Origin of the sequence: Burkholderia sp. Ac-20365 (genome assembly GCF_017104715.1) — a bacterium.
Classification (GTDB): domain Bacteria; phylum Pseudomonadota; class Gammaproteobacteria; order Burkholderiales; family Burkholderiaceae; genus Paraburkholderia.
On sequence record NZ_JAAGPI010000028.1, the window covers coordinates 109,541 to 134,647 of the forward strand.

Consider the following 25,107-nt stretch of genomic DNA (forward strand, 5'->3'; position numbering starts at 1 on the left):
CGCTCCGCGCGGGCGTCCCTTCCCTGTTTTCATTGTTTGGACCTTAAGTTTGGACCTGATGCCATGACGACTGAATTCACCGCAGCGCTCCACGAATCCGAATACCGGATCACCCTCTCCCAGCCGGACCTCGGCAACACGCTGACGCTCGACGCCATGCGCGCGCTCGCCGCCGAGATCCGCAAGGCCGGCCGCGACAGCAACGTGAAGATCATCCGCATCCGCGCGTCCGGTCCGGCGTTCTGCCGTGGCCGCGCGGTCAGCGCGCCGCCGGCCACGCCGCCGACGTCGGCGCAGTTTCGCCGCAACGTCGCCGATCCGATTCTCGATGTCTATCGCGCGATGCACGAAAGCGAAGTGCCGCTGCTCGCCGAAGTGCAAGGCGATGCGGAAGGTTTCGGCTGCGCGCTCGTCACTGCGTGCGACCTCGCCGTCGCCGCGGACAATGCACGCTTCAATCTTCCTGAACTGCAGAAGAACCTGCCGCCGACCCTCGTGCTCTCCGTGCTGCGCCACAAGGTGCCGCCGAAGGCCTCCGCGCACATGGTCTATCTGACGGAGACGATCGACGCCGCGAACGCGCGCGAGTGGGGCATCGTCGCCGAAGTCGTGCCGGCTGAAAAACTGGCCGAACGCGCCGACGCGATGGTCGCTTCGATCTGCACGCGCGACCGCATCGCCATCGCGACGCTGAAAACGTATTTCCGCGAAATCACGATTCCCGACTTCTCGCTCGCGAGCGAAGTCGCGGGTGCATCGCTCGCGAACGCGATGACGTCGATGCGTCGCTGATCCATCACCGCTGCACGCTGTACCTCACCGACGCGCCGCACCTTGCGCACGCCGGGCAACACTTCAAGCAATAAGGGCGCCGCGCAACGCGGCGCCTCACGGGACTCTAGCCATGGCTGATCAAGACATCACTTCCAGGTCTTCCGCGAACGAAGGTTACGCGGACCTGCACGAACATATCGCACGCCTCGAAGCGGCAGGTTTGCTGTACCGGATCGACGAACCGGTCAACAAGGACACCGAGATGCATCCGCTCGTGCGCTGGCAGTTCCGCGGCGGCATTCCCGAAGCCGATCGCAAGGCGTTCCTGTTCACGAATATCGTCGACAGCAAAGGCCGCAAGTACGACATTCCCGTCATCGTCGGCGGCATTGCGGCGAATCCGGAGATCTACCGCATCGGCATGAACGTGCCCTCGCTCGACGATATCGGCGACGCGTGGAATCGTGCGATCGATAACCCCGTGCCACCCGTCGTGGTCGAAAGCGGCCCCGTGCATGACATCGTGATCGAAGGCAAGGATCTCGAAGGTCCCGGCAACGGCCTCGAATCGCTGCCGCTGCCGATCTCGACGCCGGGCTTCGACGCCGCGCCATACATGACGATGACGGGCGTGATCTCGCGCGATCCGGAAACCGGCGTGCAGAACATGGGCACCTATCGCGGTCATCTGAAGTCGGCCACGCGCCTCGGCATGATGATGCTCGTGAACCTGCGCGCGGGGGGGCTCGATCACTGGCGCAAGTACGCGGCGAAGGGCGAGAAGATGCCCGTTGCGATCGTGCTCGGCGCGCCGCCCCTCGTCGCATTCCAGGGTCCGCAGAAGTTGCGCCCGAATGTGGATGAACTGAGTGTCGCCGGTGGTCTCGCGGGTGAGCCGATCCGCGTCGTCAAGGGTCGCACCGTCGATCTGCTGGTGCCCGCCGAAGCGGAAGTCGTCGTCGAAGGTTATGTCGATCCGCAATATCTCGAACCGGAAGGTCCGTTCGGCGAAAGCCACGGTTACGTCGCGCTCGAAGACTACAACCTCTCGATCGAAGTCACGGCCATCACGCGCCGCAAGGATGCCGTTCTGACGTCGATCATCTCGCAGGTCACGCCGTCCGAATCGAGCGTCATCAAACGTCTCGCCTACGAGCCGATGTTCCTGCGCCATCTGCGCGACCAGCTTGGCATTCGTGGCATCAAGAAGGTGTCGCTGCACGAGCCGCTCACGAATCTGCGTCGCTTCGTGTTCCTGCAGTTCGAGCGCGGTTCGAAGAAGACCGAAATCTGGCGCGCGCTGTACGGCACGATGTCGCTGCAGGCCGCGATCGGCAAGTTCGTGATCGCGATCGACGACGACATCGATCCCGACAACGCCGACGCCGTGTTCTGGGCGATGGGCTATCGCTGCAATCCGGTCGAAGACGTGAAGCTGATTTCGTACCGCGAGCACGGCCACGGCCCGCGCTCGGACCACGATGTTGGTCTCGATTCGGCCATGCTGATCGACGCGACGATGAAAGCGCCCATGCCGCCGCTCGCGCTGCCGAAGAAGGAATACATGGAGAACGCGAAGCTGTTGTGGGAACGTCTCGGCCTGCCGAAGCTGAAGCCGGAGTCGCCGTGGTACGGCTACTCGCTCGGCGACTGGACGGAAGAATGGGACCGCAACGCCGAACAGGCGACGCGCGGCGAATGGATGCAGCGCGACGCGTCCTACCATGCTCGCCGCAAGAGCGGCGTCGAGCCGAATTCGCCCGTACGTGGCATCGAGGGCAATCGTGGCGACGAATAACAGGACTCCGGAACGAATCATCGTCGGCATCACCGGCGCGTCGGGCGTGATCTACGGGATTCGCGCGCTCGAACTGCTCGCCGAGGCCGGCATCGAAACGCATCTAGTGATCAGCAAGGCCGCCGAACTGACCATGACCTACGAAACCGACATCCGCGCTGCCGATCTGCGCGCGCGGGCGTCGCACTGGTATTCGCCGGGCGACATCGGCGCGGCCATTTCGTCGGGCTCGTTCAAAACGAAGGGCATGCTGATCGTGCCGTGCTCGGTGCGCTCGATGAGCGAGATCGCCACCGGCATCACGAGTTCGCTGATCAGCCGCGCAGCCGACGTCGTGCTGAAGGAACGTCGGCGTCTCGTGCTCGGCGTGCGCGAAACGCCGCTGCACGGCGGACATCTGCGCACGCTGGTGCAACTCTCGGACATGGGCGCCGTCATCGCGCCGATCGTCCCGGCGTTCTACCAGAAGCCGCAAACGATCGACGACATCGTCAATCACACGGTGGGCCGCATGCTCGATCTGTTCGACATCGAAACCGGCGTGGTCAAACGCTGGAAAGAATCGCAGCAAGAGCTGTAACGCGCGCGCCGCGCCGCTTTCTTCATCCTCACAGGCCCGCTGCGCCACGCGCGGCGGCGGGCCGCCTCTCGCGATGATCATGACTGAATCCAACCTGCTTTCCCGGCTCGCGGACGCGAGCCTGTTGCGCACGCTCGCTTACGTCGACGGCGCCTGGTGCGGTGCCGACGATGCGCGCACCTTCGCCGTCAACGATCCCGCCACCGGCGAGAAGATCGCCGACGTCCCGCTCATGACGGGCGCCGAAACGCGCCGCGCGATCGAAGCCGGCGAACGCGCGCAGCGCGGCTGGCGCGCGCTCACGGCAGCGCAGCGCGCGGCAATCCTGAAGCGCTGGCACGCATTGATGGTCGCGAACACGGACGACCTCGCAGCGATCATGTCGGCCGAGCAAGGCAAGCCGCTCGCCGAAGCGAAAGGCGAGATCGGCTACGCGGCATCGTTCATCGAATGGTTCGCCGAGCAGGCCAAACGGATCGACGGCGATGTGCTCGCGTCGCCCGCTGCCGACAAACGCATGCTCGTGACGAAAGAGCCGATCGGCGTATGCGCTGCGATCACGCCGTGGAATTTCCCCGCTGCGATGATCACGCGCAAGGTCGCGCCCGCGCTCGCGGCCGGCTGCGCGATGATCGTCAAGCCCGCCGAAGCCACGCCGCTGTCGGCGCTCGCGCTGGCCGAACTGGCGCATCGCGCGGGCGTGCCGGCCGGCGTGTTCAGCGTCGTGGTCGGTGATCCGCGCGCGATTGGCGCGGAGCTGACCAGCAACCCGATCGTGCGCAAGCTCTCGTTCACCGGCTCGACGCCAGTGGGCCGCATGCTGATGAGCCAGTGCGCGCCGACCATCAAGAAGCTCTCGCTCGAACTTGGCGGCAACGCGCCGTTCATCGTGTTCGACGATGCCGATCTCGATGCGGCAGTCGAGGGCGCACTCGCGTCGAAGTACCGGAACGCCGGTCAAACCTGCGTGTGCACGAACCGCTTCTATGTGCAGGACAGCGTGTACGACGCGTTCGCGGAGAAATTCACGGCAGCGGTCGCCCGCATCAAGGTCGGCAATGGATTCGAGAGCGGCGTCATGCAAGGCCCGCTCATCAACGAGGCCGCCGTCGAGAAAGTCGAATCGCATATCGCCGATGCGCTCGCGCATGGCGCACGCGTGCTCACGGGTGGCAAGCGTCACGCGGCGGGCAAGCTCTTCTTCGAGCCAACTGTAGTGGATGGCGTCACGGCGTCGATGCGCTTCGCGACGGAGGAAACCTTCGGCCCGGTCGCCCCGCTTTTCCGCTTTCGCGACGAGCAGGAGGCCATCGCCGCGGCGAACGCCACCGAGTTCGGTCTCGCCGCTTACTTCTATAGCCGCGATATCGGCCGGATCTGGCGCGTGTCCGAGGCGCTCGAATACGGGATGGTCGGCATCAACACCGGGTTGATCTCGAATGAGGTCGCGCCGTTCGGCGGCGTCAAGCAATCCGGGCTCGGGCGCGAAGGCTCGAAGTACGGGATCGACGAGTATCTCGAGATCAAATACCTGTGTATGGGTGGCGTCTGAACGATGCCGCTCCGGCAGCCGGCTGGCCGGCTCCGTTGACAATCGTCTTATTGCCATGCAATCATACAATCACACTGAATTTACCCACCCCGCTGGGACTCACATTTAGGAGACAGAATGTCATCAACGCCTCTCGATCATTCGCGATCGGAAACTGCCAGCGGTGCCCCGCGCGACCTGCAGGAACATATCGCCCGGCTCGAGGCCAAGGGCCTGCTGACCCGCATCGACCGGCCGATCAACAAGGACACGGAACTGCACCCGCTCGCGCGCTGGCAGTTCCAGGGCGGTCTGCACGAAGATCAGCGCCGCGCCTTCCTGTTCACCAACGTGGTCGACAGCGACGGCCAGACCTATGACATTCCGGTGCTGATCGGCGGGCTTGCCGCCTCGCCGGAGATCTACGCCACGGGTCTCGGCCTGCCCGTCGAGCAAATCGGCAAGGCCTGGACGGACGCGATCGCCGAGCCGGTCCCGCCCGTCACGGTGACGCAGGCGCCCTGCCAGGAAGTGGTGATCAGCGGCGACGCGCTGAAGGAAAAAGGCCTGTCGCGTCTGCCCGTGCCCGTGTCGACGCCGGGCTTCGACGCGGCGCCCTATCTGACCGCGACGCTCTGTGTAACCAAAGACCCCGAGAGCGGGGTGCAGAACATGGGTACTTATCGTGCCGCGCTGAAGTCGGAGGATCGGCTGGGTGTGCGTATGGCGAGCCGCCTGTCGGGCGCCGGTGGCTATCTCCATTGGGAAAAGTACCGGGCCGAGGGCAAGCAGATGCCCTGCGCGATCGTGCTGGGCTGTGCGCCCGCCGTGCTGTTCACCGGGCCGCAGAAGTTGCAGATCGACCAGGACGAGATGGCGGTTGCCGGTGGCCTGATGCACGCGCCGGTCGACGTAGTGCGCTGTAAAACCATCGACCTCGTCGTTCCCGCCGATGCCGAAATCGTGATCGAAGGCCTGATCGACACCGACGCGCTGGAGCCCGAAGGCCCGTTCGGCGAAAGCCACGGCCACATCGCGCTCGAAGACTACAACATGTCGATGCACGTGACCGCGATCACGATGAAGAAGAAGCCGGTCTTCGTCTCGATCATCAGCCAGGTCACGCCGAGCGAAAGCTCCGTGCTGAAGAAAGTGGCCTACGAGCCCCTGTATCTCGAACATCTGAGCAAGGTGATGGGTGTGCGCGGCATCAAGCGCGTGGTCATGCACGAGCCGCTGACCAACCTGCGCAAGGTCATCTTCCTGCAGTTCGCACGCGGCACGCCGCAGGCGGAAGTCTGGCGCGGACTGCAAGGCGCGGCGACGCTGCAGGCGCAGTGCGGCAAGCTGGTGATCGCGGTTTCCGAGGACATCAACCCGGAAAATGCCGATGCGATTTTCTGGTCGCTCGCCTATCGCTCGGACTTCACGCACGACCTGCATGTGACGCCCTATCGCACCAGCGGCCACGGCCCCAAGTCCGGTCGCGCGCCGCTCGAAAGCACGCTGCTGATCGACGCGACACTGAAGCACGCCATGCCGCCGCTCGCTCTGCCGAAGGAGCAATACATGACGGCGGCACGCAAGATCTGGGAAGAGCTGGATCTGCCGAGCCTCACGCCGCAGCCGCCATGGCACGGCTATCACCTGGGCGACTGGGACGCGCGCTGGGACGAGTATGCGGACGCGGCGACCTCCGGCGGCTGGCGCCAGACGGGTGAACGCACATGGGCCAACCGGCGCGGCGGCGTGAAGCCGGAAACGCCGGTGCGCGATGCCTCGGGCGGTCACGGCGAATAAGCGCCAATGCGCTCGCCGACAGTCAACAACCCGTGGAGCAGAGGCATCCGGAGACAGCCATGACCCAAAACAACACCGTCGATATCGCCCAGGTCGTCGAGACGCAGGAGCGAAGCTGGTTCACTGTGAGCCTCTTCATTCTGTGCGCCCTCGTGATGCTGGCCGACGGCTTCGACAACCAGGCTTTGAATTACGCCGCCCCCGGCATCATCAAGGAATGGGGTATCAACCGGGCGCTGATGACGCCCGTGTTCAACATCAGCATCGTCGGCTGGATGGCGGGGTCGATCGTGTTCGCCATGCTGGCCGACCGCATTGGCCGGCGGCGCGCGATCCTGCTGGCGACCACGCTGTTCGGCGGCTTCACGTTCGCCGTGCCGTTCGCCCACAATCTCGTCGAACTGTCGATCCTGCGTTTCTGCGCGGCGCTTGGCATCGGCGGCGGCATGCCGATGGCGGTCTCGCTGATCACCGACTATGCCCGTTCAGGCAAGCGTGGGCTGATCATCACCCTGCTCTATCTCGGCTACACCGCCGGCTCGTCCGGCGGCGGTCTGCTCGCGGCGGAGATCATTCCGGCCTATGGCTGGCGCTCGGTCTTCTATGTGGGCGGCGCCGGCGCCGTGGTGGCAGGCGTCATCCTGTTCATCGGGCTGCCGGAATCCATCCGCTACCTGACCCTGCGCAATCCCACCAGCCAGCGCATCCTCGCCTACGCCCGCAAGCTGAAGCCCAGCGCGCAGTTCGCGGACGACACCCGCTTCGTCATCCAGGAGAAAGCTCGCACGGGTGTGCCCGTGCGGCACCTGTTCACCGAAGGCCGTTCGGCCATGACAGCCTTCCTGTGGCTCGCGCTGGGTCTTTCCTTCGTCACGCACTTCTTCCTGTCGCAATGGATGACGACGCTGCTGACGGATGAAATCGGCTACGCCAGCGCGGCCCGCAGTCAGGCGCTGTTTCAGCTTGGTGCGGGCTTCAGCTGGTTCTTCGGCTGGTTGATCGACAGGAAGGGGGTATCGGTGATGACGCTGACGATGATCCTCGGCGCAATTCCCGTGGCGGCCCTCGGGCTGGCCGTCGGCTCGGGCGCAGGTCTCACCATGTCGATGGCGCTGCTCTCGGGTCTGCTCGTGCTGGGCGGGAACATCGGTCTCAATGCTATTTCGAGCATGATCTATCCGACCTTCATCCGCTCGACCGCGACTGGCGCGTCGTTCGCGGTAGCGCGTATCGGCGCGATCGTCGGCCCGCTGCTTGCCGGTGTGCTGATCGCGATCGGAACGCCGATCGGGACGATCTTTCTGCTCGGGGCGTTGCCGTTGCTGGCAGCCGGTGTCGCCTGCTTCATGCTCAACAGGGCGATCACGCCGGAAGCCGCGCGAGAAATGTCTTTGCGCTCGGCGCTATCCCGCCATTAACGGGCTTCTTGCGAAGCCCACATCATGCTCATGCAATTTTTATGGATAGCGTCAATCTCGAAGTGCTGAAGGCGAGCGTCCGCTGGATCGAAAGTGGCCGTCGCGTGCTGCTCGTCACCGTCGTCAAGACGTGGGGCTCGTCGCCGCGGCCCGAAGGCGCGATGCTGGCAATCTGCGAGGACGGCTCGGTGGCCGGCTCGGTTTCCGGCGGCTGTATCGAGGACGATCTGATCGACCGCGTGCGCCGTCTCGGCATCGAACAGACGCGCCCCGAAGCCGTGCAGTACGGGATCTCGGCTGACGAGGCACATCGCTTCGGATTGCCATGCGGCGGCACGATTGAACTGGTACTCGAGCCGCTGACGCGCGCAAGCGGCATCGGCGAACTGTGTCGCCGGGTCGGTGCCGGGCAACTGGTTGCGCGCTCACTCGACATGGAAAGCGGCGCGGCGAGACTCGTGCCGGCGCACTCGACCGATGGCGTCGAGTTCGACGGGCGCCGGCTGCTGACCATTCATGGTCCGCGTTACCGGATGCTCGTGATTGGCGCCGGTCAGCTATCGAGCTATCTTTGCCAGATCGCGCTCGGTCTCGACTATCAGGTGACCGTCTGCGATCCGCGCGAGGAGTACTCCGACGTATGGCACGTGCCGGGCACGACGCTCGTTCGTTCGATGCCGGACGACACCGTTCTCGACATGAAGCTCGACGAGCGCTGTGCCGTCGTTGCGCTGACGCACGACCCGAAGCTCGACGACCTCGCATTGATGGAGGCGGTCAAAACTCCGGCGTTCTACGTTGGCGCACTAGGCTCGCGCCGCAACAATGCCGCGCGACGCGAGCGGCTCGAACAGCATTTCGATCTCAACAAAAGTGAACTCGTCCGACTGCGCGGACCCGTTGGAATTTACATCGGCAGCCGCACGCCGCCGGAAATCGCCGTGTCGATACTCGCGGAGATCACGGCGGTCAAGAACGGGGTGACATTGCCAGGCGAATTCCGGGTCGAAGAAGCCAAAAGAACGCTCGACATCGCGATGAACGAACAGACGAGCTGCGCGGTGATGCAGCGTCACTGATCCGGATGGACGGCGATACGTTCGCAACACGAAAAGAAGTCTTTCAAGACCAAACTGCATCATCGGGGACACCATGCTTTCTCGCCTCTCCATTTCCGGCCGACTGTGGGCCGTGATGGCCGTGCTGGGCCTGCTTATCATCCTGGTCGGCGCGCTCGGCCAGCTCGGCATGAAGCGCTCTAACGACGCGCTCGACTACGCCTACTCGAACCAGCTGGCGGCATCGATTGCCACGGGGCGAGCCAATCTGGAGCTGGAGATCGCGCGCGTGGTGCTGGATCGCGCGCTGATGCACCCCGATGCCCCCGATGTGCAGGACGCCGTCGCGAAGGCACTCGGCCATCTGTCGGAGTCGGACCGTGCGTGGCGCACTTATCGGGCCATGCAGCTTGCGCCCGATGAGCAGATACTCGCCAATCGCGTCGACGAAGCGCGCTCTGCGCTGGCACAACGCGGTATCGTGCCGTTGGCCAACGCGCTCAAACAGGGCGATCACGAGGCGGCCGACAGGATCGTCACGAAAACGATGTCGCCACTGTCGACGGTGCTCTCAACAACCACCGATGCGCTCGATCACTGGAAGAACGAGCACGGCAAGCAGTCGTTTGACGCCGCGGAGCAGTTCAATGCTCGGCTGCGTGTCGCGGGCATGGCGCTGATCGCGTTCGGGCTGATCGTCTGCGTGAGTTGCGCGTACGGCTTGCGCCGCTCGATCGCGATGCCGCTCGCCGGCCTGCTCGCCGCGCTCCAGCGCATCGCGAAAGGCGATCTGACGGTGTCGCTCAAGGCGCGCACGCGCGACGAAATGGGACAGCTCGTCGAGGGACTCGAACAGATGCAGGACGGTCTCGAACAGATGGTGCAGCAAGTCACTCGCAGCTCCGCCTCCATTGCCGCTGCCACGCAACAGATCGCCGCCGGGAACAACGACCTCTCGCAGCGCACGGAGGAACAGGCGGCATCGCTGCAGGAAACGGCGGCGAGCATGGAAGAACTCACCTCGACAGTCCGGCAGAATGCGGACAATGCGCGCACCGCGCAAACGCTGACCGAATCGGCGCAGAACGTGACCGCGCGGGGCTCGCAGGTCGTGGACGACGTCGTGAATACGATGGCGGAAATCGACCGCAGTTCGCAACGGATTGCAGAAATCACGGGCGTCATTGAAGGCATCGCGTTTCAGACCAACATCCTTGCGCTTAACGCCGCCGTGGAAGCGGCCCGCGCCGGCGACCATGGACGCGGATTCGCCGTGGTCGCATCCGAAGTGCGCTCACTCGCGCAACGCGCCGGCACCGCAGCGAAGGAAATCAAGACGCTGATCGACGATTCGGTCAAACGTGTGGAATCGGGTTCGCAGCTCGTCAACGTCGCGGGCGAAACGATGCAGGAAATCAGCGACTCGATCGCGCGCGTCACGACGATCATGCGGGAGATCGCGAACGCGTCCGACGAGCAGCGCGACGGCATCGAGCAGGTGGGCCTTGCCGTGTCGCAAATGGATCAGGTCTCGCAGCAGAACGCGGCGCTCGTCGAGGAGGCGGCGGCTGCAGCCGCCTCGCTCGAAGATCAGGCGGGTATGCTGCGCGCCGCGGTGTCGGTGTTCCGTCTGAAGTAACCTCGATCAGTAGTCCCACTGCACAGGCACGAAGCGGAAGCCCGCACCGTTCTTTGCAATGTGACCAATGGATGGGAATGCGACATGCGCTGCGGCCAGCAGAGCGCCCGTTTCCGCGGCCTCGTTGAGCAGCGCGACGCGCACGTCCACAGCCACTTCGGGATCGTGCTCGAAGCCATTTTGCCATTCGGGATTGTCGAACCCGACTTCGAAAATCGCATCGCCGACGAACGTCAGCTTCTCGCCATTCGATGCGACGTCCACGACGCAGTGCCCCGGCGTATGCCCGCCCGTCACCCGCGCCGACACTCCCGCTGCGACTTCTACGGTCTGATCGAACTGCACGATGTTTTCGCTGTAGAGTTGCACGAACTTTGCAGCAGCCTTGCGGAGCGCCGGAGGAACCGTCTCCGGCATCACCGTCTTGCTGAAGTCCGGATTTTTCCAGAACTGCACTTCTGCGGCCGACACGTGAATGCGCACGTCCGGGCGCAGCCGGGCCTTGACGCCATCGACGTTCAGCCCGCCGACGTGATCCATGTGCATGTGCGTAATCACGATATCGGTGATCGCAGCGAGGTCGATTCCGGCTGACTCCAGACGCATCACCGACTGACCGGCGCGCGTGAAGTATTCGAAACCGTCGCCCACGCCCGAGTCGATCAGAATCAGGCGTTCGCCGCTGCGCACGAGCGCAACATTCAGCGCCCAGTCGAACATATCGCGTTGCAGGAAACGACCATCGAACCATTCGTTGCGGTCCGTTTCGCTCACGTTTGTGGACATGGTGGAAGTCGGCAGCGGCAGAATGCCGTCGCTGATCAGAACGACGTCGAGATCACCCACGCGCACGGCGTAGCGAGAAGAGACAAGTTCGCCTGAACCTTCTTTTCCAAGGTTGACGGTAACTGGCTGCACATTGTGGATTGTCTCGCTCATCTTCAATAGTCCTATTTATTGATTGGGGGAAACCGCGTCGATCGGCGCAGTTCATGAGCACGAGTTCAGTTTGCTTCGTTTTGCTCGTGTCGCGACCGACTGTGTGACTGATTGTAGTCAGCGGGGGCGGACGCCAGTAGCACCGCGAATGCGCTCAACATGTTGCCCGGACGGCAACAATCGCTGCGCCAGGCGCGACAGGGTCGTGTGGCAATGAAGGTATTGTCGGGCCTGACTACCTACCCTTTTGCACGGCCTTCGCTCTGCGCGAGCGCGCCTCCGTATCTGAGAACAGGTCGATCACCATCGCGCGCAACCAGCGATTGCCTTCGTCCTGATGAACGCGTGCATGCCAGAGCAGGTGGATCGGCGCGGCGGGCAACGTCGACGGCAATGCGCGCGAACTCAGTGAGAACGGCTCGGCCAGTTGCGCGGCGAGTCGTTCCGGCACAGTCGCGATCAGGTCGGTGCGCTGCAGGATATAGCCGACGCTCATGAAGTGCGGCACCGTCAATCGCACCCGACGCTCCACGCCGCGCCGTTTCAGCCAGTCGTCCACCTGACCGTGTCCGGTGCCGGCGGACATCACCACCAGATGTTCGGCTTCCCGCCACGCAGCGAGCGTCAGTGGCGCATCTTCGAGCGCATGGCCGCGCCTGAAGAGACAAACATACCGCTGATCGAACAGGCGGCGTTGATAAAAGCCGCCCTTGAGCTGCGGCAGCAGACCAATGGCCAGATCGACACGACCTTCGGCCATCTCGTTGCTCAGATTCACGCTCGTGTCGCGAACAGTATTGAGCGCGATACCTGGCGCCTCGCGCGACAACCGCTCGACGAGCGCCGGCAGAAAGACAACTTCGCCGATATCCGTCATGCCGATCGTTATCGTGCGCGTGACGCGCAGCGGATCGAAACCGGTCTCGGGATTGAGTGCGTCGTGCAGGATGGCGAGCGCCTGAGCAACCGGTTCTGCGAGCCGCAACGCGAACGGCGTGGGCACAATTCCACCTGGCCCGCGAACGAACAACGGGTCGCCCAGCCGTCGACGCAGTTTGGCCAGGGCATTACTCACGCCTGGCTGACTCATGTTCATCTGCTCGGCCACGGTCGATACTCGCCGCTCCTGCATCAACCGTTGGAAAAGCAGCAACAGATTGAGGTCGACTTCACTCAGGTTCATGGCGTGGGCATCCCGGGCTCATTGATTTCAGTGATGATGCAGATTCATTTCATTTTATTGTGAAATGGGCGATGCATACCGAGAATTCAGACAGGACACGACGCACGCAATCGACCTCGACAGATCGTGCGTCCCGTGCCGACTCGAATACACGTCTGAATATTGGAGACACCCCATGGAACAACTGGATCTGAAGATCGCAATTGTCGGTGCCGGCATCGGCGGCCTTACTCTCGCGCTCGCACTGCGGGAACATGGCATCGACGCGCAACTTTACGAGCAGACCGACGAGCTTCGCGAGGTCGGCGCGGCAGTCGCGCTGTCGGCGAATGCGACGCGGTTTTATGAGCGCATGGGACTGCGTGCTGCCTTCGATGCGGTGTGCGCCGAAATCCCCGCGCTGATCTATCGGGACGGGCGCAGCGGCGAAGTGATTGGACAGCATCGCGGCGAACCGAGCTATCGCGAGCAGTTCGGAGGATCGTATTGGGGCGTGCACCGTGCGGATCTGCAAGCCGTGTTGTCGAATGCGGTCGGTCTCGAACGCATCAACCTCGGCCATCGGCTGACCAATCTCGTGCAGCATCCGGATCGTGTCAGTTTGAGTTTCGCCAACGGTGCGCATGTCGACGCCGATCTGGTGATCGGCGCGGATGGAGCGCGCTCGATCACGCGGCGCTGGATGCTCGGCTACGACGACGCCCTGTATTCGGGCTGCTCCGGTTTTCGCGGCGTGGTGCCGGCGGCAAGCATGGATCTGCTGCCCGATCCCGCGGCCATCCAGTTCTGGGTCGGTCCACAGGGCCACCTGCTTCACTATCCGATCGGCGACAAGGGTGACCAGAACTTTCTGCTCGTCGAGCGCCATCCGTCGCCCTGGCCGACACGCGACTGGGTCACGCCGGCGAACGAGGGGGAACAGCTGCGCCTTTTCAAGGGATGGCATCCGGCTGTGGTGCAGATGATTACGGCGGTGCCCATCAGCCAGCGCTGGGGCTTGTTCCATCGTCCCCCGCTCGGGCGCTGGAGCAAAGGCCGCGTGACGCTCATCGGCGATGCCGCGCATGCGCTCGTGCCGCATCATGGCCAGGGCGCCAATCAGTCGATCGAAGATGCGGTGGTGCTGGCCGCGCAGCTCGCCAAGGCGGGACCGGGTCGCTGGCACGAAGCGCAGGAGGCTTATGAGCGACTGCGCCGGGGTCGCACGCGCAAGGTGCAATACGCGTCGATAACGACGGCTGACGTGTTGCATCTGCCAGACGGACCCGAGGCACAGGCGCGCAACGCCCGGCTGCGTGGACGCGACAGCCTGCTACATCATCTCGACTGGATTCACGATTTCGATGCGCTCGCTCAGGAGCCCACCGAACGCCAGGGCGGCACCTGGCTTTGAACTATGTATCGCGACACGACACCTGCAAGACGAACTTGCTGTCGATGCGAGACATACATGCGCGACGCGCTGCCTTCAGAATGATGCCGAAGGCAGCCCAACTCCATAACCTTTCAACGGAGTTGCTTAGTTGCCGAAATAGATCGGCTTCATTCCCGAGTTCGGGTCCGGACGGACCGAGCCTTGAATCTTGTGCTCCACGCGGGACACGGCGTTGCGAAAACCATGATGCTGCGTACCCGATGCTGCCGAGCCATCGGCGACACCGCCGACGTCCGTGCGCGAGACCTGCGCGTTCGCTGCAGGAGCCGCGTCGGTCGATTGAGCAAACGACGAAACTGCGGGAATAGCAAGAGCAGCTGCCACGACGAGCGATTGAACGAGTTTCATGATCTCTACCTCCAGGTTTGATTTCTTCGCAAACACCTGTTTGCGCTTCAATGACTGAAGTCTAGGCCGGAGGAGATTGGTAATTAAGCCCTCGCAGAACAATTGAATGTTGCTCGAATAGGTACAAACCCTAACACCGTGATGACTCGTTTTTCGAGCCTGTTCGCAGTCAACTCACCGAAGCCTCGGAACGACGATATGCCGTCGCGACGCGATTGCATCACCGTCGCAATCGCCGTACAGACCCGCTTGCGCGCTGCCCGCAGCATTCGAACATTACCAGTATCATGAGCCGCACCATCCCGTTCCCGCAGGAGAACACGCATGTCCAGCTCATCCCCAGTCCGCGTCGCCGTCCTCGACGACTATCAGAATGTCGCGCTCGATCTCGCGGACTGGTCGCCCCTGAAAAACCGCGCGGAAATCACTGTATTCAACGATCACCTCGCCGACAGCGCAAAGGTTATCGAACGCCTGAAGCCGTTCGATGTCGTGTGCGTGATGCGCGAGCGCACGCCGCTGACGCGCGAAATCATTGAAAGCTTGCCGGATCTCAAGCTGATTGCGTCGACGGGAGCGGGCAACGCGTCGATTGACCTGGACGCAGCGGCTGAGCGCAACATCAAGGTCGTGCACACGGGCTACTCGTCCACGCCGACCATCGAGTTCACATGGGCTTTGATTCTCGCGATGGCCCGCAATATTTCCCCTGAAAACCGCTCGTTGCGCGAAGGCGGCTGGCAGCAGATGATCGGAACTCAACTGGCGGGCAAGACGCTCGGCCTGCTCGGGCTGGGACATATCGGCTCGGCCGTCGGCGTGATCGGCCGGGCGTTCAGAATGAACGTGATCGCCTGGAGCCAGAACCTGACAGCCGAGCGCGCCGAATCGAAAGGCGTGCAACTGGTCGACAAGGACACACTGTTCTCGACTTCCGACTTCCTTTCGATTCACCTTCGGCTGGGCGAACGCACGCGCGGTCTCGTCGGTGCAGCGGAGCTGGCGAAAATGAAGCGTACGGCCAGAATCGTCAATACGTCGCGTGGACCGATCATCGATACCGCAGCGCTGCTGGGTGCGCTCGAAAGCGGGCAGATCGCCGGCGCCGCGATCGATGTGTACGATACCGAGCCGCTCGAACTGGCCAGTCCGTTGCGCAAGCTGGATAATGTGCTTGCCACGCCGCATATCGGCTACGTGTCGCGCGAGTTGTACCAGACCTTCTATGGCGATACCGTGCGCAATATCGTCGAATGGCTCGATCAGCAACCCTCCTAGCCGATCCCCGCGGCTTCCGATCAGGATTATAATAATTCTCTTGATTCCGGGAGCCGCAAACATGGGACATTCGCAAGCCGACAAGATCGCCACCCATCAGCGCATCGTCGATGCCGCTGCCAAACGCTTTCGCGAACAGGGGCTGGACGGCGTCAGCATCGCTGATCTGATGAACGATGCCGGCCTCACCGTCGGCGGTTTTTACCGGCATTTCGCTTCACGCGACGAACTCATTGCAGAAGCGTTCGAACACGCGTTGCGGGACATCGCGCCGTGGGAAGCGGCGATGCTCACGTCGCCCAAACAGGCGATGCGTATGTACCTGTCGGAATCCCATCGTGACGAAGTGGAGAGCAGTTGCCCCGTTTCCGCGCTGCTGAACGATATGAGCCGCAGCACCGACGACGCGCGCGAGGTCTACACGACCCGCGTCAAGCGCATGGCCGAGCTGACTGCCAAAGCGATACCCGCCGAAGACAGTGCAGACAAGCGCGCGAAAGCGCATCTCATTGTGAGCGCGTGCGTCGGCGCGGTTGCGCTGTCGCGCGCGGTGAGCGACCCAAAGCTTTCGAAGCAGATTCTCGATGGCGTGTTGGGCCAGGTGCTTGAACTGCTCGCAACGAAACGCACCGAAAAATAAAAACGACGAGCATCGACTGGTCGATGCTCGCCGTTCTCTTGCGGCAAGCCGCCTGCGCTTCATCACATCGCAGACGGCTGGGAACCACACGCGTTACTGCACATGCTGCGTATCGGCAGCACCGACTTTCACGTCATCTCCCCATCCGCCACCCAGCGCGCGAACCAGATTGACGGTCGCCGCAGCCTGAAGACCCTTAAGCTGCACCGCCGTCGTTTGCGACTGAAGCACGGTGCGCTCGGCATCGATCACATCGAGATAGTTGACGGCGCCTTCGCGGTATTGCGTACGCGAGATCGTCGCGGCCCGCGTCGACGCCTGCACGGCCTCGTTCTGTGTCCCGATCTGCTGTTCGAGAATCCGCAGGTCGGACAGGTTGTCCTCGACTTCCTGGAAAGCCTGCAACACCTTCTGGCGATAGTTCGCCACGTCTTCGTCGAACACGGCGCGTGCGTTCGCGAGATTGCCCGCGCGCCGTCCACCATCGAAGATCGGCACGGTCAACGCCGTGCCCGCCAGCGGACCGAGAATGAACGCGCGGCTCGACCATTTGAAAAGATCCGCCAACGTTGCCGACTCGAAGCCTGCCGCGCCCGTTATGTTCAGCGCGGGGAAATACGCCGCTTTCGCGACGCCGACGCGCGCATTGGCAGCCGCCATCGCGCGCTCGGCCGCTGCGATATCCGGCCGGCGTTCGAGCAGCGCGGAAGGCAGTCCGGGGGGAATGCGAATCTGCACGGGCTGTAACGGGCTCGCTGCCATGGTGAACCCGGACGGCGCCTTGCCTAAAAGCACAGCAAGGCTGTGTTCGGCTGTCGCGCGTTGGCGCTGGGCCGTCATCGCGTCGGAGCGGGCCGTCGCCAGTTCCGCTTTTGCGCGTGCTACATCCAGTTCAGCGATATCGCCCGCGCCGAACTTCGATTGCACGAGCTGCAATGCCTGCTCGCGCAGCGACACGTTCTGCGCGAAAACCTGCAGCTGCGCATCCAGTTCGCGCACCTTGAAGTAGTTCGCGGCAACGTCGGCCTGCAGCGAAAGCTGAACCGAACGCAACAACGCTTCCGATTGCTCGCTTTCTGCTCGACTCGCCCGCACTGAGTCGGACACGCGTCCGAACAGGTCCACTTCGTAACTCGCCGTCGCCTGCGCGCGCCACAAGGTCTGCGCGGGAATGTTTCCGCCGTCCGGCTGCAACTGCGAAGCGGGCGATACCTTTTCCCGTGTTGGCCCGAAGCCGGCATCGATTGTCGGGAACAGGCCGGCGCGCGTGGCCTGCTGAAGCGCGCGCGCTTCCTTCACGCGCGCCGCCGCGGCAGCCAGGTTCTGGTTGGCGGACAGTGCCTGCTCTTCGAGATCGTTGAGCGCTGGATCGTCGAAAATCATCCACCACTTGCCGCGCGGGATCTGGTCGGATGGTTGCGCGATTTTCCAGGTGCCTGCTTCGCCTTGCGGTTCGCCCTGCGATTCGCCCTGCGTTGCGGCCGTCGCGGGCGGCGTCTCCTTGAACGCCGCCGAGGCAGCCGATGCAGGAACCTTGTACTCGGGCGCCAGCGAACAACCCGCCATCAGCAAGGCCGTGCTCAACAGCGTCAACGAGCCGAGCAATGCACTTTTCACTGTTATGTTCGACATGATGATCCTCACGCTTCAACCGATGCATCGACACCGCGCACATGCGGATGATGTCCATGCTTGTCCACGATATGCTCCGTCCCCGCGAGTTTGCGCAGCACGACATAGAAGACTGGCGTGAGCAGCAAGCCGAACAGCGTGACGCCGAGCATCCCGAAGAACACGGCAATACCGATCGCGTGACGCATTTCCGAACCCGCGCCGCTCGAGACCACCAGCGGGATCACACCCATGATGAACGCGAACGACGTCATCAGGATCGGCCGCAAACGCAGCCTGCTGGCCTCGATCGCAGCCTGCACGATCGAGCGCCCTTCCATCTCCAGCTCGCGGGCGAACTCAACGATCAGAATCGCGTTCTTCGCCGACAACCCGACAAGCACCATCAGACCGATCTGCGTAAAGATGTTGTTATCGCCATGCGTCAACCAGACGCCGAGCAACGCAGACAGCACGCTCATCGGCACGATCATCAGAATGGCCAGCGGCAAGGTCAGGCTTTCATACATGGCGGCCAGCACCATGTAGACGAGCAGAACGCTGATCGGGAATACCCAGAGCGCTGCGTTGCCTGCGAGGATCTGCTGATAGGTCAGATCGGTCCACTCGAACTTCATGCCGCGCGGCAAGGTTTTGGCAGCGACCTTTTCGATTGCAGCCTGCGCCTGTCCCGACGAATAACCAGGCGCGGGGCCGCCATTGATATCCGCCGCCGTATAGCCGTTGTAACGCACGACCGAGTCGGGACCGTAGGTGGGCGTGATCTTCACCAGCGTCGACAACGGCACCATCTCGCCCTTGTCGTTACGCGTCTTCAGCAGGCCGATGTCGTCCATGTGCGCGCGGAATGGCGCATCCGCCTGCACACGCACCTGATAGACACGACCGAAGCGGTTGAAGTCGTTGACATAGAACGAGCCGAGATAGACCTGCATCGTGCTGAAGATGTCATTCACGGATACGCCCAGTTGCTTCGCTTTCGTGCGATCCACCGCAACGTTCACCTGCGGGACGTTGATCTGATACGTCGAGAATGCCGGTCCGAGCTCAGGCGTTTTCGCTGCCTCCTTGAGGAACGACTGGGTCGCGTTGTTGAGCGCGGTATAACCCTGTGCCTGCTGGTCTTCGATCTGCAGCTTGAAACCGCCCAGCGTGCCCAGACCAAGAACCGGCGGCGGCGGGAACACGGCGACGAATGCGCCCTTGATACCCGACAGACGCTTGTTCAATTCAGCGGCAATACTGAGTCCGTTCATCGACTTGCCCTTGCGCTCTTCGAACGGCGTTTCGCCGAAGAAGATGACGGCCGAACTCGACGAATTGGTAAAACCGTTGATCGACAAACCGGGGAACTGCACAGCGGATTCGACTCCCGGCGTCTTCAGCGCGATTTCACCGACTTCGCGGACGACATCTTCCGTGCGATCGAGCGATGCGCCGTTAGGCAGTTGCACGATGGCCACCAGGTACTGCTTGTCCTGAACCGGAACGAATCCGCCCGGCACGATCTTGCCCATGAGTACCGTTGCGCCTAGCAACACGGCATAGAGCACGAGGATCACGACCTTGCGGTTGACGACCTTCGACACACCGCGGCTATACGACTCGGAGCCGCGATGAAACACCTTGTTGAACGCGTGGAAGAACGGCCCGAACACCCGGTCCATCGCGCGCGTGAGCCAGTCTTTCGGATCGTGATGTCCTTTGAGCAGCAGCGCGGAAAGCGCGGGAGAAAGCGTCAGCGAATTGAACGCTGAGATGACCGTCGAGATCGCAATGGTCATCGCGAACTGCTTGTAGAACTGACCCGTCAGACCGCTCATGAATGCGAGCGGCACGAACACCGCGATCAGCGTCAGTGCAATGGCGATAATCGGCCCGCTCACTTCCTGCATCGCCTGATGCGTGGCCTCCTTCGGCGACAGACCGGTGGCGATATTGCGCTCGACGTTCTCGACCACCACGATCGCATCGTCAACCACGATGCCGATTGCGAGCACCATGCCGAACAGCGACAGCGCATTGATCGAGAAACCGAATGCCAGCAACAGCGAGAACGTGCCGACAATCGAAACCGGCACAGCCAGCAATGGAATGATCGACGCGCGCCATGTCTGCAGGAATACGATCACCACCAGCACGACCAGCGCGATCGCTTCCAGCAGCGTATGAATCACGGCATGGATACTCGATCGCACGAACTGCGTCGGGTCATACACGATGTCGTACTTCACGCCTTCCGGCATATCGGCCTGCAGTTGCTTCATCGCTTCACGAACGTGCTGCGAGATGTCCAGTGAGTTCGCACCCGGCAATTCGAAGATCGCCATTGCGACTGCCGACTTGTTATTCAACAGCGAGCGGCGCGCATATTCCGATGCACCCATTTCGACGCGCGCAACGTCTTTGAGTCGAGTCACAGCGCCATCGGCCGATGTCTTCAGGACGATGTCGCGGAACTCGTCTTCGGTTTCGAGCCGGCCCTGAGCATTCACATTGAGTTGCAGCGGTGCATCGGGTGTCGATGGCGAGGCACCGACCTGTCCGGCGGCGACCTGAAGGTTCTGATCGCGTATTGCCGTCACGACGTCGTTTGCGGTCATGTTGTGCTCGGCCACTTTCTGCGGATCGAGCCACACGCGCATCGAATAATCGCCGGAACCCCACAGCGTGACCTGACCGACGCCGGGAATCCGCTCCAGCCGGTCACGCACGTTGATCAGCGCATAGTTGCGCAGATACGTGCTGTTGTATTTCTCACTCGGCGAAACGAGGTGGACAACCATCGTGAGCGTCGGCGACGACTTGATCGTCGTGACGCCAAGGCGTTGCACGTCCTCGGGAAGACGCGGCAGCGCCTGGTTCACACGCGTTTCCACCTGCTGCTGCGCAAGATCGGGGTTCGTGCCGAGCTTGAACGTGATCGTCAGCGTGAGCGTGCCGTCGCTATTGGCTTGCGACTGCATGTACAACATGTTCTCGACGCCGTTGATCTGTTCTTCGAGCGGCGAGGCAACCGTTTCGGCAATCACCTTCGGATTGGCGCCCGGATATTGCGCCGTCACCACGACGGACGGCGGCACGACACCCGGATATTCGGAAATGGGCAGATTGACCATGGAGATCAATCCCGCCAGCAGGATCACTGCTGACAGAACGGCCGCAAATATAGGGCGTTCGATAAAAAACTTGGAGAGGTTCATGACGTTCTCTGGCTAGGCATGAAGGGCAATGCGAAAGGCGCGGACTCAGGAAGCCTTGGGCGTTGAGGCGGTTTCGCCCGACATCTGCACGGTGTTCGGCTTCACGGCATCGCCCGGACGCACGCGCTGGATGCCGTTCACGACGATGCGATCGCCCGCTTGCAGCCCGCCCGTGATGACACGCAAGCCTTGGTGCTGGTCGCCGAGTTTCACTTCGCGGTACTGGACCTTGTTGTCCTTGTCGACCAGCAGCACGAACTTCTTGTCCTGATCGGTCTGGATGGCCGCGTCGCTGACGAGCACGGCCTGATGCGGCACGCCGCCGCCCACGCGGGCCCGCACGTAAAGACCGGGGACGAGCACGCCGTCCTCGTTGCCGAAACGCGCGCGCACGCGGATCGTCCCGGAACTGGTATCGAGCCGGTTGTCGACCGAATCGATCACGCCCTGACGCGAATAGCCCGTCTCGTTGGCAAGGCCAACCGAAACGGGCACCGTGACTTTCGAATCGCGGCTCAGAAAACGCAGATACGTCTGCTCGTCGACGTCGAAGGAAGCGTAGATCGGCGAGGTCGACACCAGGGTCGTCAGCAAGGGCGCATTGGCGCCCGTCGAAACGATGTTGCCGACAGTGAGTTCCGCGCGCGACATGCGCCCCGATACTGGCGCGGTAATCGCCGTGTAGCCCAGATTGATCTGCGCCGCTTCGAGCGCGGCTTTCGCCGCCTTCACGGCCGCCGCCGCTTCGCGGTTTGCGTTCTGCGCCTGGTCGTAGTCGCGTTTGGCGATCGCGTTGTCGGTCAGCAGCCTTTGCGCGCGAGCCCAGTCGGCGGTCGCATAGCCGTTGCGTGACTCCGCCGAAGCAACCTGCGCCGCCGCGCGGTCGACCTCTGCCTGATACGGACGTGGATCGATAGTGAACAGCAGGTCGCCCTTTTTCACCATCGCGCCGTCCCGGAAGTGGACGGCCACGATGGTCCCGGAAACGAGCGGCCGGATTTCCACGTTGTTGATCGCCTCGATCCGGCCCGAGTAGGCCTGATAGTCGGTGATGGTCTGCGCGAGCACCGGCGCGACATCCACGTCGGCTGCAGGCGGCGCGGCGGCGGCCTGGGCTTCACTCATGGGTGCGCCTCCGCGGACGTAGTAAGTCGCGGTAGCACCCGCGGCAACTACCAGAAAAATCGTGCTGGCGGCAACCAGCTTATGTTTTGACGGCATATTTACACTCCATTGACTGGTTACATGAATCAGGAACGCTTCGACGCGGAGCCAAGTTCTTTGCTGAAGAAGGCGGCGACGTCAGCGATGACTTCCTGTCGTGACGCCAGTTCGTAGTGCGCGACGCTGCGATAGCGGGTGACCGTCGTCGGCACGCCCGCTGTGATCAGTCCGGCGGCGTAGCGCTCCGCCTCCACGTGCATCAGATCGTTTTCCGCGCTGGCGATGAACGCGGCAGGCAGTCCCGCCAGACGCCGCGATTCGATCGGCGCGGCGTACGGATGCAGTCTTAGCGATGCGACAGGCAGATAAGCCCGATATCCGGACGCGCATTCTTCCGCACACATATCTGGTGTAATTTCATCATCCAGATCAGCGATACGCGTCATACTCGGATCTAGCAGCGGCGCGAGCAGCGCCTGAGCGGAAAAACGGAATGGGGCCTGGTCGCGGACCATCGCCGCGAGGCCCGCTGCGACATTGCCGCCCGCATCGTGTCCGGCCACGGCCATCCGTTTCACATCGGCATGAAATGCGCGCGCGTGGGTGACGACCCATTGCGCCGCGAGAAATCCGTCATGAAGCGCAGTAGGAAAAGGAAACGCCGGCGCCAGCGAGTAACCCACCGAGACGACCAGCGCATCTACTCTCGCCGCAAGCTGCGAGCACACCGGATCGGCCTGCTCGGGCGTTCCTTTCACGAAGCCGCCACCGTGGAAGAAGAAGATCACCGGCAAGACACCGCGCCTGCCCGAAGGTCGATAGGTGCGCAACGGAATCGTCTGCGCGTGGCCGTCCAGCTCCATGTTCCGGATGTCCACCGCCTGATCGGCATTGCTTGACATAGGGTTGCAGGCTTCGCGCCTTCCTGGATGTTTCGATGCTGCGCATTCTCCCCGAACACGCAAACCAGATAAATGGTTATAATCCAGAACACTATTCGTGGCAGCCGAAGAATCGCACACATTTCCCGTTCTGCCGCGTCCGAAACCGATATGCAGCTGATTGGTATGAGGTAAGGAAATATGGACAAGCTCCAGGCGATGCAGGTCTTCACCAAGGTGGTGGAGATGAACAGCTTTGCTCGTGCGGCGGATGCGCTCGGCATTCCACGCGCTTCGGCCACCACCATCATCAAGAATCTGGAAGCGCATCTGCAGGCGCGTCTGATGCAGCGGACCACGCGCCGCCTGAATCTGACGCCCGAAGGCGCGGGGTATTACGAGCGCTGCGTGCGCGTGCTTGCCGATATCGACGAGATCGAGGACAGCTTCGCCAACGTCGTCAAGGGGCCGCGCGGCAAGCTCCGGGTGGATATGCCCGGTTCGTTGGGGCGATTGCTCGTGATGCCGCGTCTGGAAGAATTCCGCGCGCGATACCCTGACATCGAACTGATGCTGGGTTTCGGCGACAGGCACGTGGACCTGATTCAGGAAGGTGTTGACGTCGCGCTGCGCGTGGGTAATCTGGAAGATTCAACGCTGGTCGCGAGACGACTGGGCGCGTTGTCGACGGTCACGGCTGCGAGTCCGTCGTACCTCGCCCGCTACGGCGAGCCGCGCTCGCTGGAAGAACTCGAGCAACACACCGCCGTGAACTATTTTTCCAGCCGTACGGGAAGGATTGTTGGCTGGAATTTCGACGTGAACGGCGAAAGCACGGACTTGAAAATGAACGGCAGCCTGGCCGTTAACGATGCAGACGCTTATGTGATGTGCGGCGTCAATGGTGCCGGTATTGTCCAGGCGCCGTTGTTCATGCTTGCGCCGCATCTCGAAGCGGGGGAGCTGAAGGAAATCCTCTCGCCGTGGAAAGTCCGTGCCATGCCGTTGTCCGCCGTCTATCCACACAACCGGCATCTCGCGCCCAAGGTACGCGTGTTTGTCGAATGGGTAGCGGAAATCTGCGAGCAATCCCCGCTCGCCTTTGCCCACCACCGGCGGTCTGTCGACAAGACGCGCGACGACCGTGCGGCCTCCACGCCATCAACTCGTCCCACAGGCGAAGCGCATGCCGATGAAGCGGACATGTTGCTCACCGTCTGATCCGAACCTCAGGAAGCCATCATGAAACTGAATGCTCACGCTCTTCTGATCGCGGCGCTCCTCGCCGCCCCGCTCGCTTCGCACGCGCAGACGAATCAACCGCTTAATCACATGCCATCCGGCGCGGCTGTTGACACACCGCGTGCTAACAGTGAATCCAGCCGCTCCGCTACCCCGATGAACGCAGCGGGCTATGGTGAAGCCCCGAAAGCCGCATCGCAAATGGGTCGAGGCAGCGATACGACGACGTTGAGTCCGTATTCGCCGCCGATTCGTATCGCACGGTAAGTGTCTGGCGGATGCCTGAGCTGTATTTTGCTGGCATCCGCCGGTTTGTTGTCGGTGCTTCATGTGTTGCCCTGCTTTTGCGGGGCGGGGCTTGCTTTTGGTTTGTTGCTTTTGGGTTTGTCTTGCGACGCTGGGTTTGGTTTGCTTGTGCGTTCGCTGGCATCCGCGATGTGATGTACCCCTTCACGCGTCGCCCCTGTGCGGGGCGGCACTTACTTTCTTTGCCGCCGCAAAGAAAGTAAGCAAAGAAAGCGGGCTAACACCGCCCGTTCTTGACCTCCGCCTGAGGGCCCCCAA

20 protein-coding genes are annotated in these 25,107 nt (G+C 62.5%); 13 read left to right on the forward strand and 7 right to left on the reverse strand.

Annotation, left to right across the window (positions count from 1 at the left end; genetic code table 11):
• The first annotated feature begins 63 nt into the window (after positions 1-63).
• The 8 genes from G3O01_RS32985 (at position 64) to G3O01_RS33020 (ending at position 10,598) form a co-directional block, all read left to right on the forward strand.
• Entirely contained in the window at positions 64-792 is a 729-nt protein-coding gene (locus G3O01_RS32985) for an enoyl-CoA hydratase/isomerase family protein (RefSeq protein ID WP_205811171.1), read from the forward strand.
• Between the two features lie 112 nt (positions 793-904).
• Positions 905-2,572 (forward strand): UbiD family decarboxylase, encoded by a 1,668-nt coding sequence (locus G3O01_RS32990; protein ID WP_205811172.1) that lies wholly within the window; start codon positions 905-907, stop codon positions 2,570-2,572.
• Positions 2,559-3,152, forward strand: coding sequence for a UbiX family flavin prenyltransferase (locus G3O01_RS32995; RefSeq protein WP_205811173.1), 594 nt, complete (start codon positions 2,559-2,561; stop codon positions 3,150-3,152). The genes G3O01_RS32990 and G3O01_RS32995 overlap by 14 nt, the downstream gene beginning before the upstream one ends.
• Before the next feature lie 79 nt (positions 3,153-3,231).
• The gene (locus tag G3O01_RS33000; protein WP_205811174.1) at positions 3,232-4,704 is read left to right on the forward strand and encodes an NAD-dependent succinate-semialdehyde dehydrogenase; all 1,473 of its coding nucleotides are present in this window, start codon (positions 3,232-3,234) and stop codon (positions 4,702-4,704) included.
• Positions 4,705-4,821: 117 nt separating this feature from the next.
• On the forward strand, positions 4,822-6,483 hold the full coding sequence (locus G3O01_RS33005) for a UbiD family decarboxylase (protein ID WP_205811175.1): 1,662 nt from the start codon (positions 4,822-4,824) through the stop codon (positions 6,481-6,483).
• A gap of 59 nt (positions 6,484-6,542) precedes the next feature.
• The gene (locus G3O01_RS33010) at positions 6,543-7,901 is read left to right on the forward strand and encodes an MFS transporter (protein WP_205811176.1); all 1,359 of its coding nucleotides are present in this window, start codon (positions 6,543-6,545) and stop codon (positions 7,899-7,901) included.
• 41 nt (positions 7,902-7,942) lie between these two features.
• On the forward strand, positions 7,943-8,980 hold the full coding sequence (locus G3O01_RS33015; protein ID WP_205811177.1) for an XdhC family protein: 1,038 nt from the start codon (positions 7,943-7,945) through the stop codon (positions 8,978-8,980).
• A gap of 73 nt (positions 8,981-9,053) precedes the next feature.
• Positions 9,054-10,598, forward strand: coding sequence for a methyl-accepting chemotaxis protein (locus G3O01_RS33020; protein WP_205811178.1), 1,545 nt, complete (start codon positions 9,054-9,056; stop codon positions 10,596-10,598).
• Positions 10,599-10,604: 6 nt separating this feature from the next.
• On the opposite strand, the gene G3O01_RS33025 is transcribed toward G3O01_RS33020, so the two are convergent.
• Positions 10,605-11,537 (reverse strand): MBL fold metallo-hydrolase, encoded by a 933-nt coding sequence (locus G3O01_RS33025; RefSeq protein ID WP_205811179.1) that lies wholly within the window; start codon positions 11,535-11,537, stop codon positions 10,605-10,607.
• Between the two features lie 235 nt (positions 11,538-11,772).
• Positions 11,773-12,720 carry a LysR family transcriptional regulator gene (locus tag G3O01_RS33030; RefSeq protein ID WP_205811180.1) on the reverse strand — a complete coding sequence of 316 codons (948 nt, stop codon included), beginning with the start codon at positions 12,718-12,720 and terminating at the stop codon, positions 11,773-11,775.
• A gap of 175 nt (positions 12,721-12,895) precedes the next feature.
• Here G3O01_RS33030 and G3O01_RS33035 point away from each other — a divergent pair, with 175 nt between their 5' ends.
• A complete protein-coding gene (locus tag G3O01_RS33035) occupies positions 12,896-14,113 on the forward strand; it encodes an FAD-dependent monooxygenase (RefSeq protein WP_205811181.1) in 1,218 nt (405 codons plus the stop codon).
• A 126-nt stretch (positions 14,114-14,239) separates the two neighbouring features.
• Here the strand turns inward: G3O01_RS33035 and G3O01_RS33040 are convergent, their stop codons facing one another.
• Positions 14,240-14,503 (reverse strand): hypothetical protein, encoded by a 264-nt coding sequence (locus G3O01_RS33040; protein WP_205811182.1) that lies wholly within the window; start codon positions 14,501-14,503, stop codon positions 14,240-14,242.
• A gap of 324 nt (positions 14,504-14,827) precedes the next feature.
• Here G3O01_RS33040 and G3O01_RS33045 point away from each other — a divergent pair, with 324 nt between their 5' ends.
• Together G3O01_RS33045 and G3O01_RS33050 are read left to right on the forward strand one after the other, a co-directional pair.
• Positions 14,828-15,781, forward strand: a complete 954-nt coding sequence (locus G3O01_RS33045; protein ID WP_205811183.1) for a D-2-hydroxyacid dehydrogenase family protein — start codon at positions 14,828-14,830, stop codon at positions 15,779-15,781.
• 61 nt (positions 15,782-15,842) lie between these two features.
• The gene (locus G3O01_RS33050) at positions 15,843-16,421 is read left to right on the forward strand and encodes a TetR/AcrR family transcriptional regulator (protein ID WP_205811184.1); all 579 of its coding nucleotides are present in this window, start codon (positions 15,843-15,845) and stop codon (positions 16,419-16,421) included.
• A gap of 93 nt (positions 16,422-16,514) precedes the next feature.
• Here the strand turns inward: G3O01_RS33050 and G3O01_RS33055 are convergent, their stop codons facing one another.
• From G3O01_RS33055 to G3O01_RS33070, 4 genes are read right to left on the reverse strand one after another with little or no spacing between them, the layout of a single operon-like run.
• On the reverse strand, positions 16,515-18,053 hold the full coding sequence (locus tag G3O01_RS33055) for an efflux transporter outer membrane subunit (protein ID WP_205811185.1): 1,539 nt from the start codon (positions 18,051-18,053) through the stop codon (positions 16,515-16,517).
• A gap of 8 nt (positions 18,054-18,061) precedes the next feature.
• The gene (locus G3O01_RS33060; RefSeq protein WP_205811186.1) at positions 18,062-21,256 is read right to left on the reverse strand and encodes an efflux RND transporter permease subunit; all 3,195 of its coding nucleotides are present in this window, start codon (positions 21,254-21,256) and stop codon (positions 18,062-18,064) included.
• Between the two features lie 45 nt (positions 21,257-21,301).
• Positions 21,302-22,477 carry an efflux RND transporter periplasmic adaptor subunit gene (locus G3O01_RS33065; protein WP_205811187.1) on the reverse strand — a complete coding sequence of 392 codons (1,176 nt, stop codon included), beginning with the start codon at positions 22,475-22,477 and terminating at the stop codon, positions 21,302-21,304.
• Between the two features lie 29 nt (positions 22,478-22,506).
• Entirely contained in the window at positions 22,507-23,442 is a 936-nt protein-coding gene (locus tag G3O01_RS33070; protein WP_346779235.1) for an alpha/beta hydrolase, read from the reverse strand.
• 60 nt (positions 23,443-23,502) lie between these two features.
• On the opposite strand from G3O01_RS33070, the gene G3O01_RS33075 reads away from it, so the two are divergent.
• Together G3O01_RS33075 and G3O01_RS33080 are read left to right on the forward strand one after the other, a co-directional pair.
• The gene (locus G3O01_RS33075) at positions 23,503-24,522 is read left to right on the forward strand and encodes a LysR family transcriptional regulator (protein ID WP_205811188.1); all 1,020 of its coding nucleotides are present in this window, start codon (positions 23,503-23,505) and stop codon (positions 24,520-24,522) included.
• A 21-nt stretch (positions 24,523-24,543) separates the two neighbouring features.
• Positions 24,544-24,810 (forward strand): hypothetical protein, encoded by a 267-nt coding sequence (locus G3O01_RS33080; RefSeq protein WP_205811189.1) that lies wholly within the window; start codon positions 24,544-24,546, stop codon positions 24,808-24,810.
• Positions 24,811-25,107 lie beyond the last annotated feature (297 nt).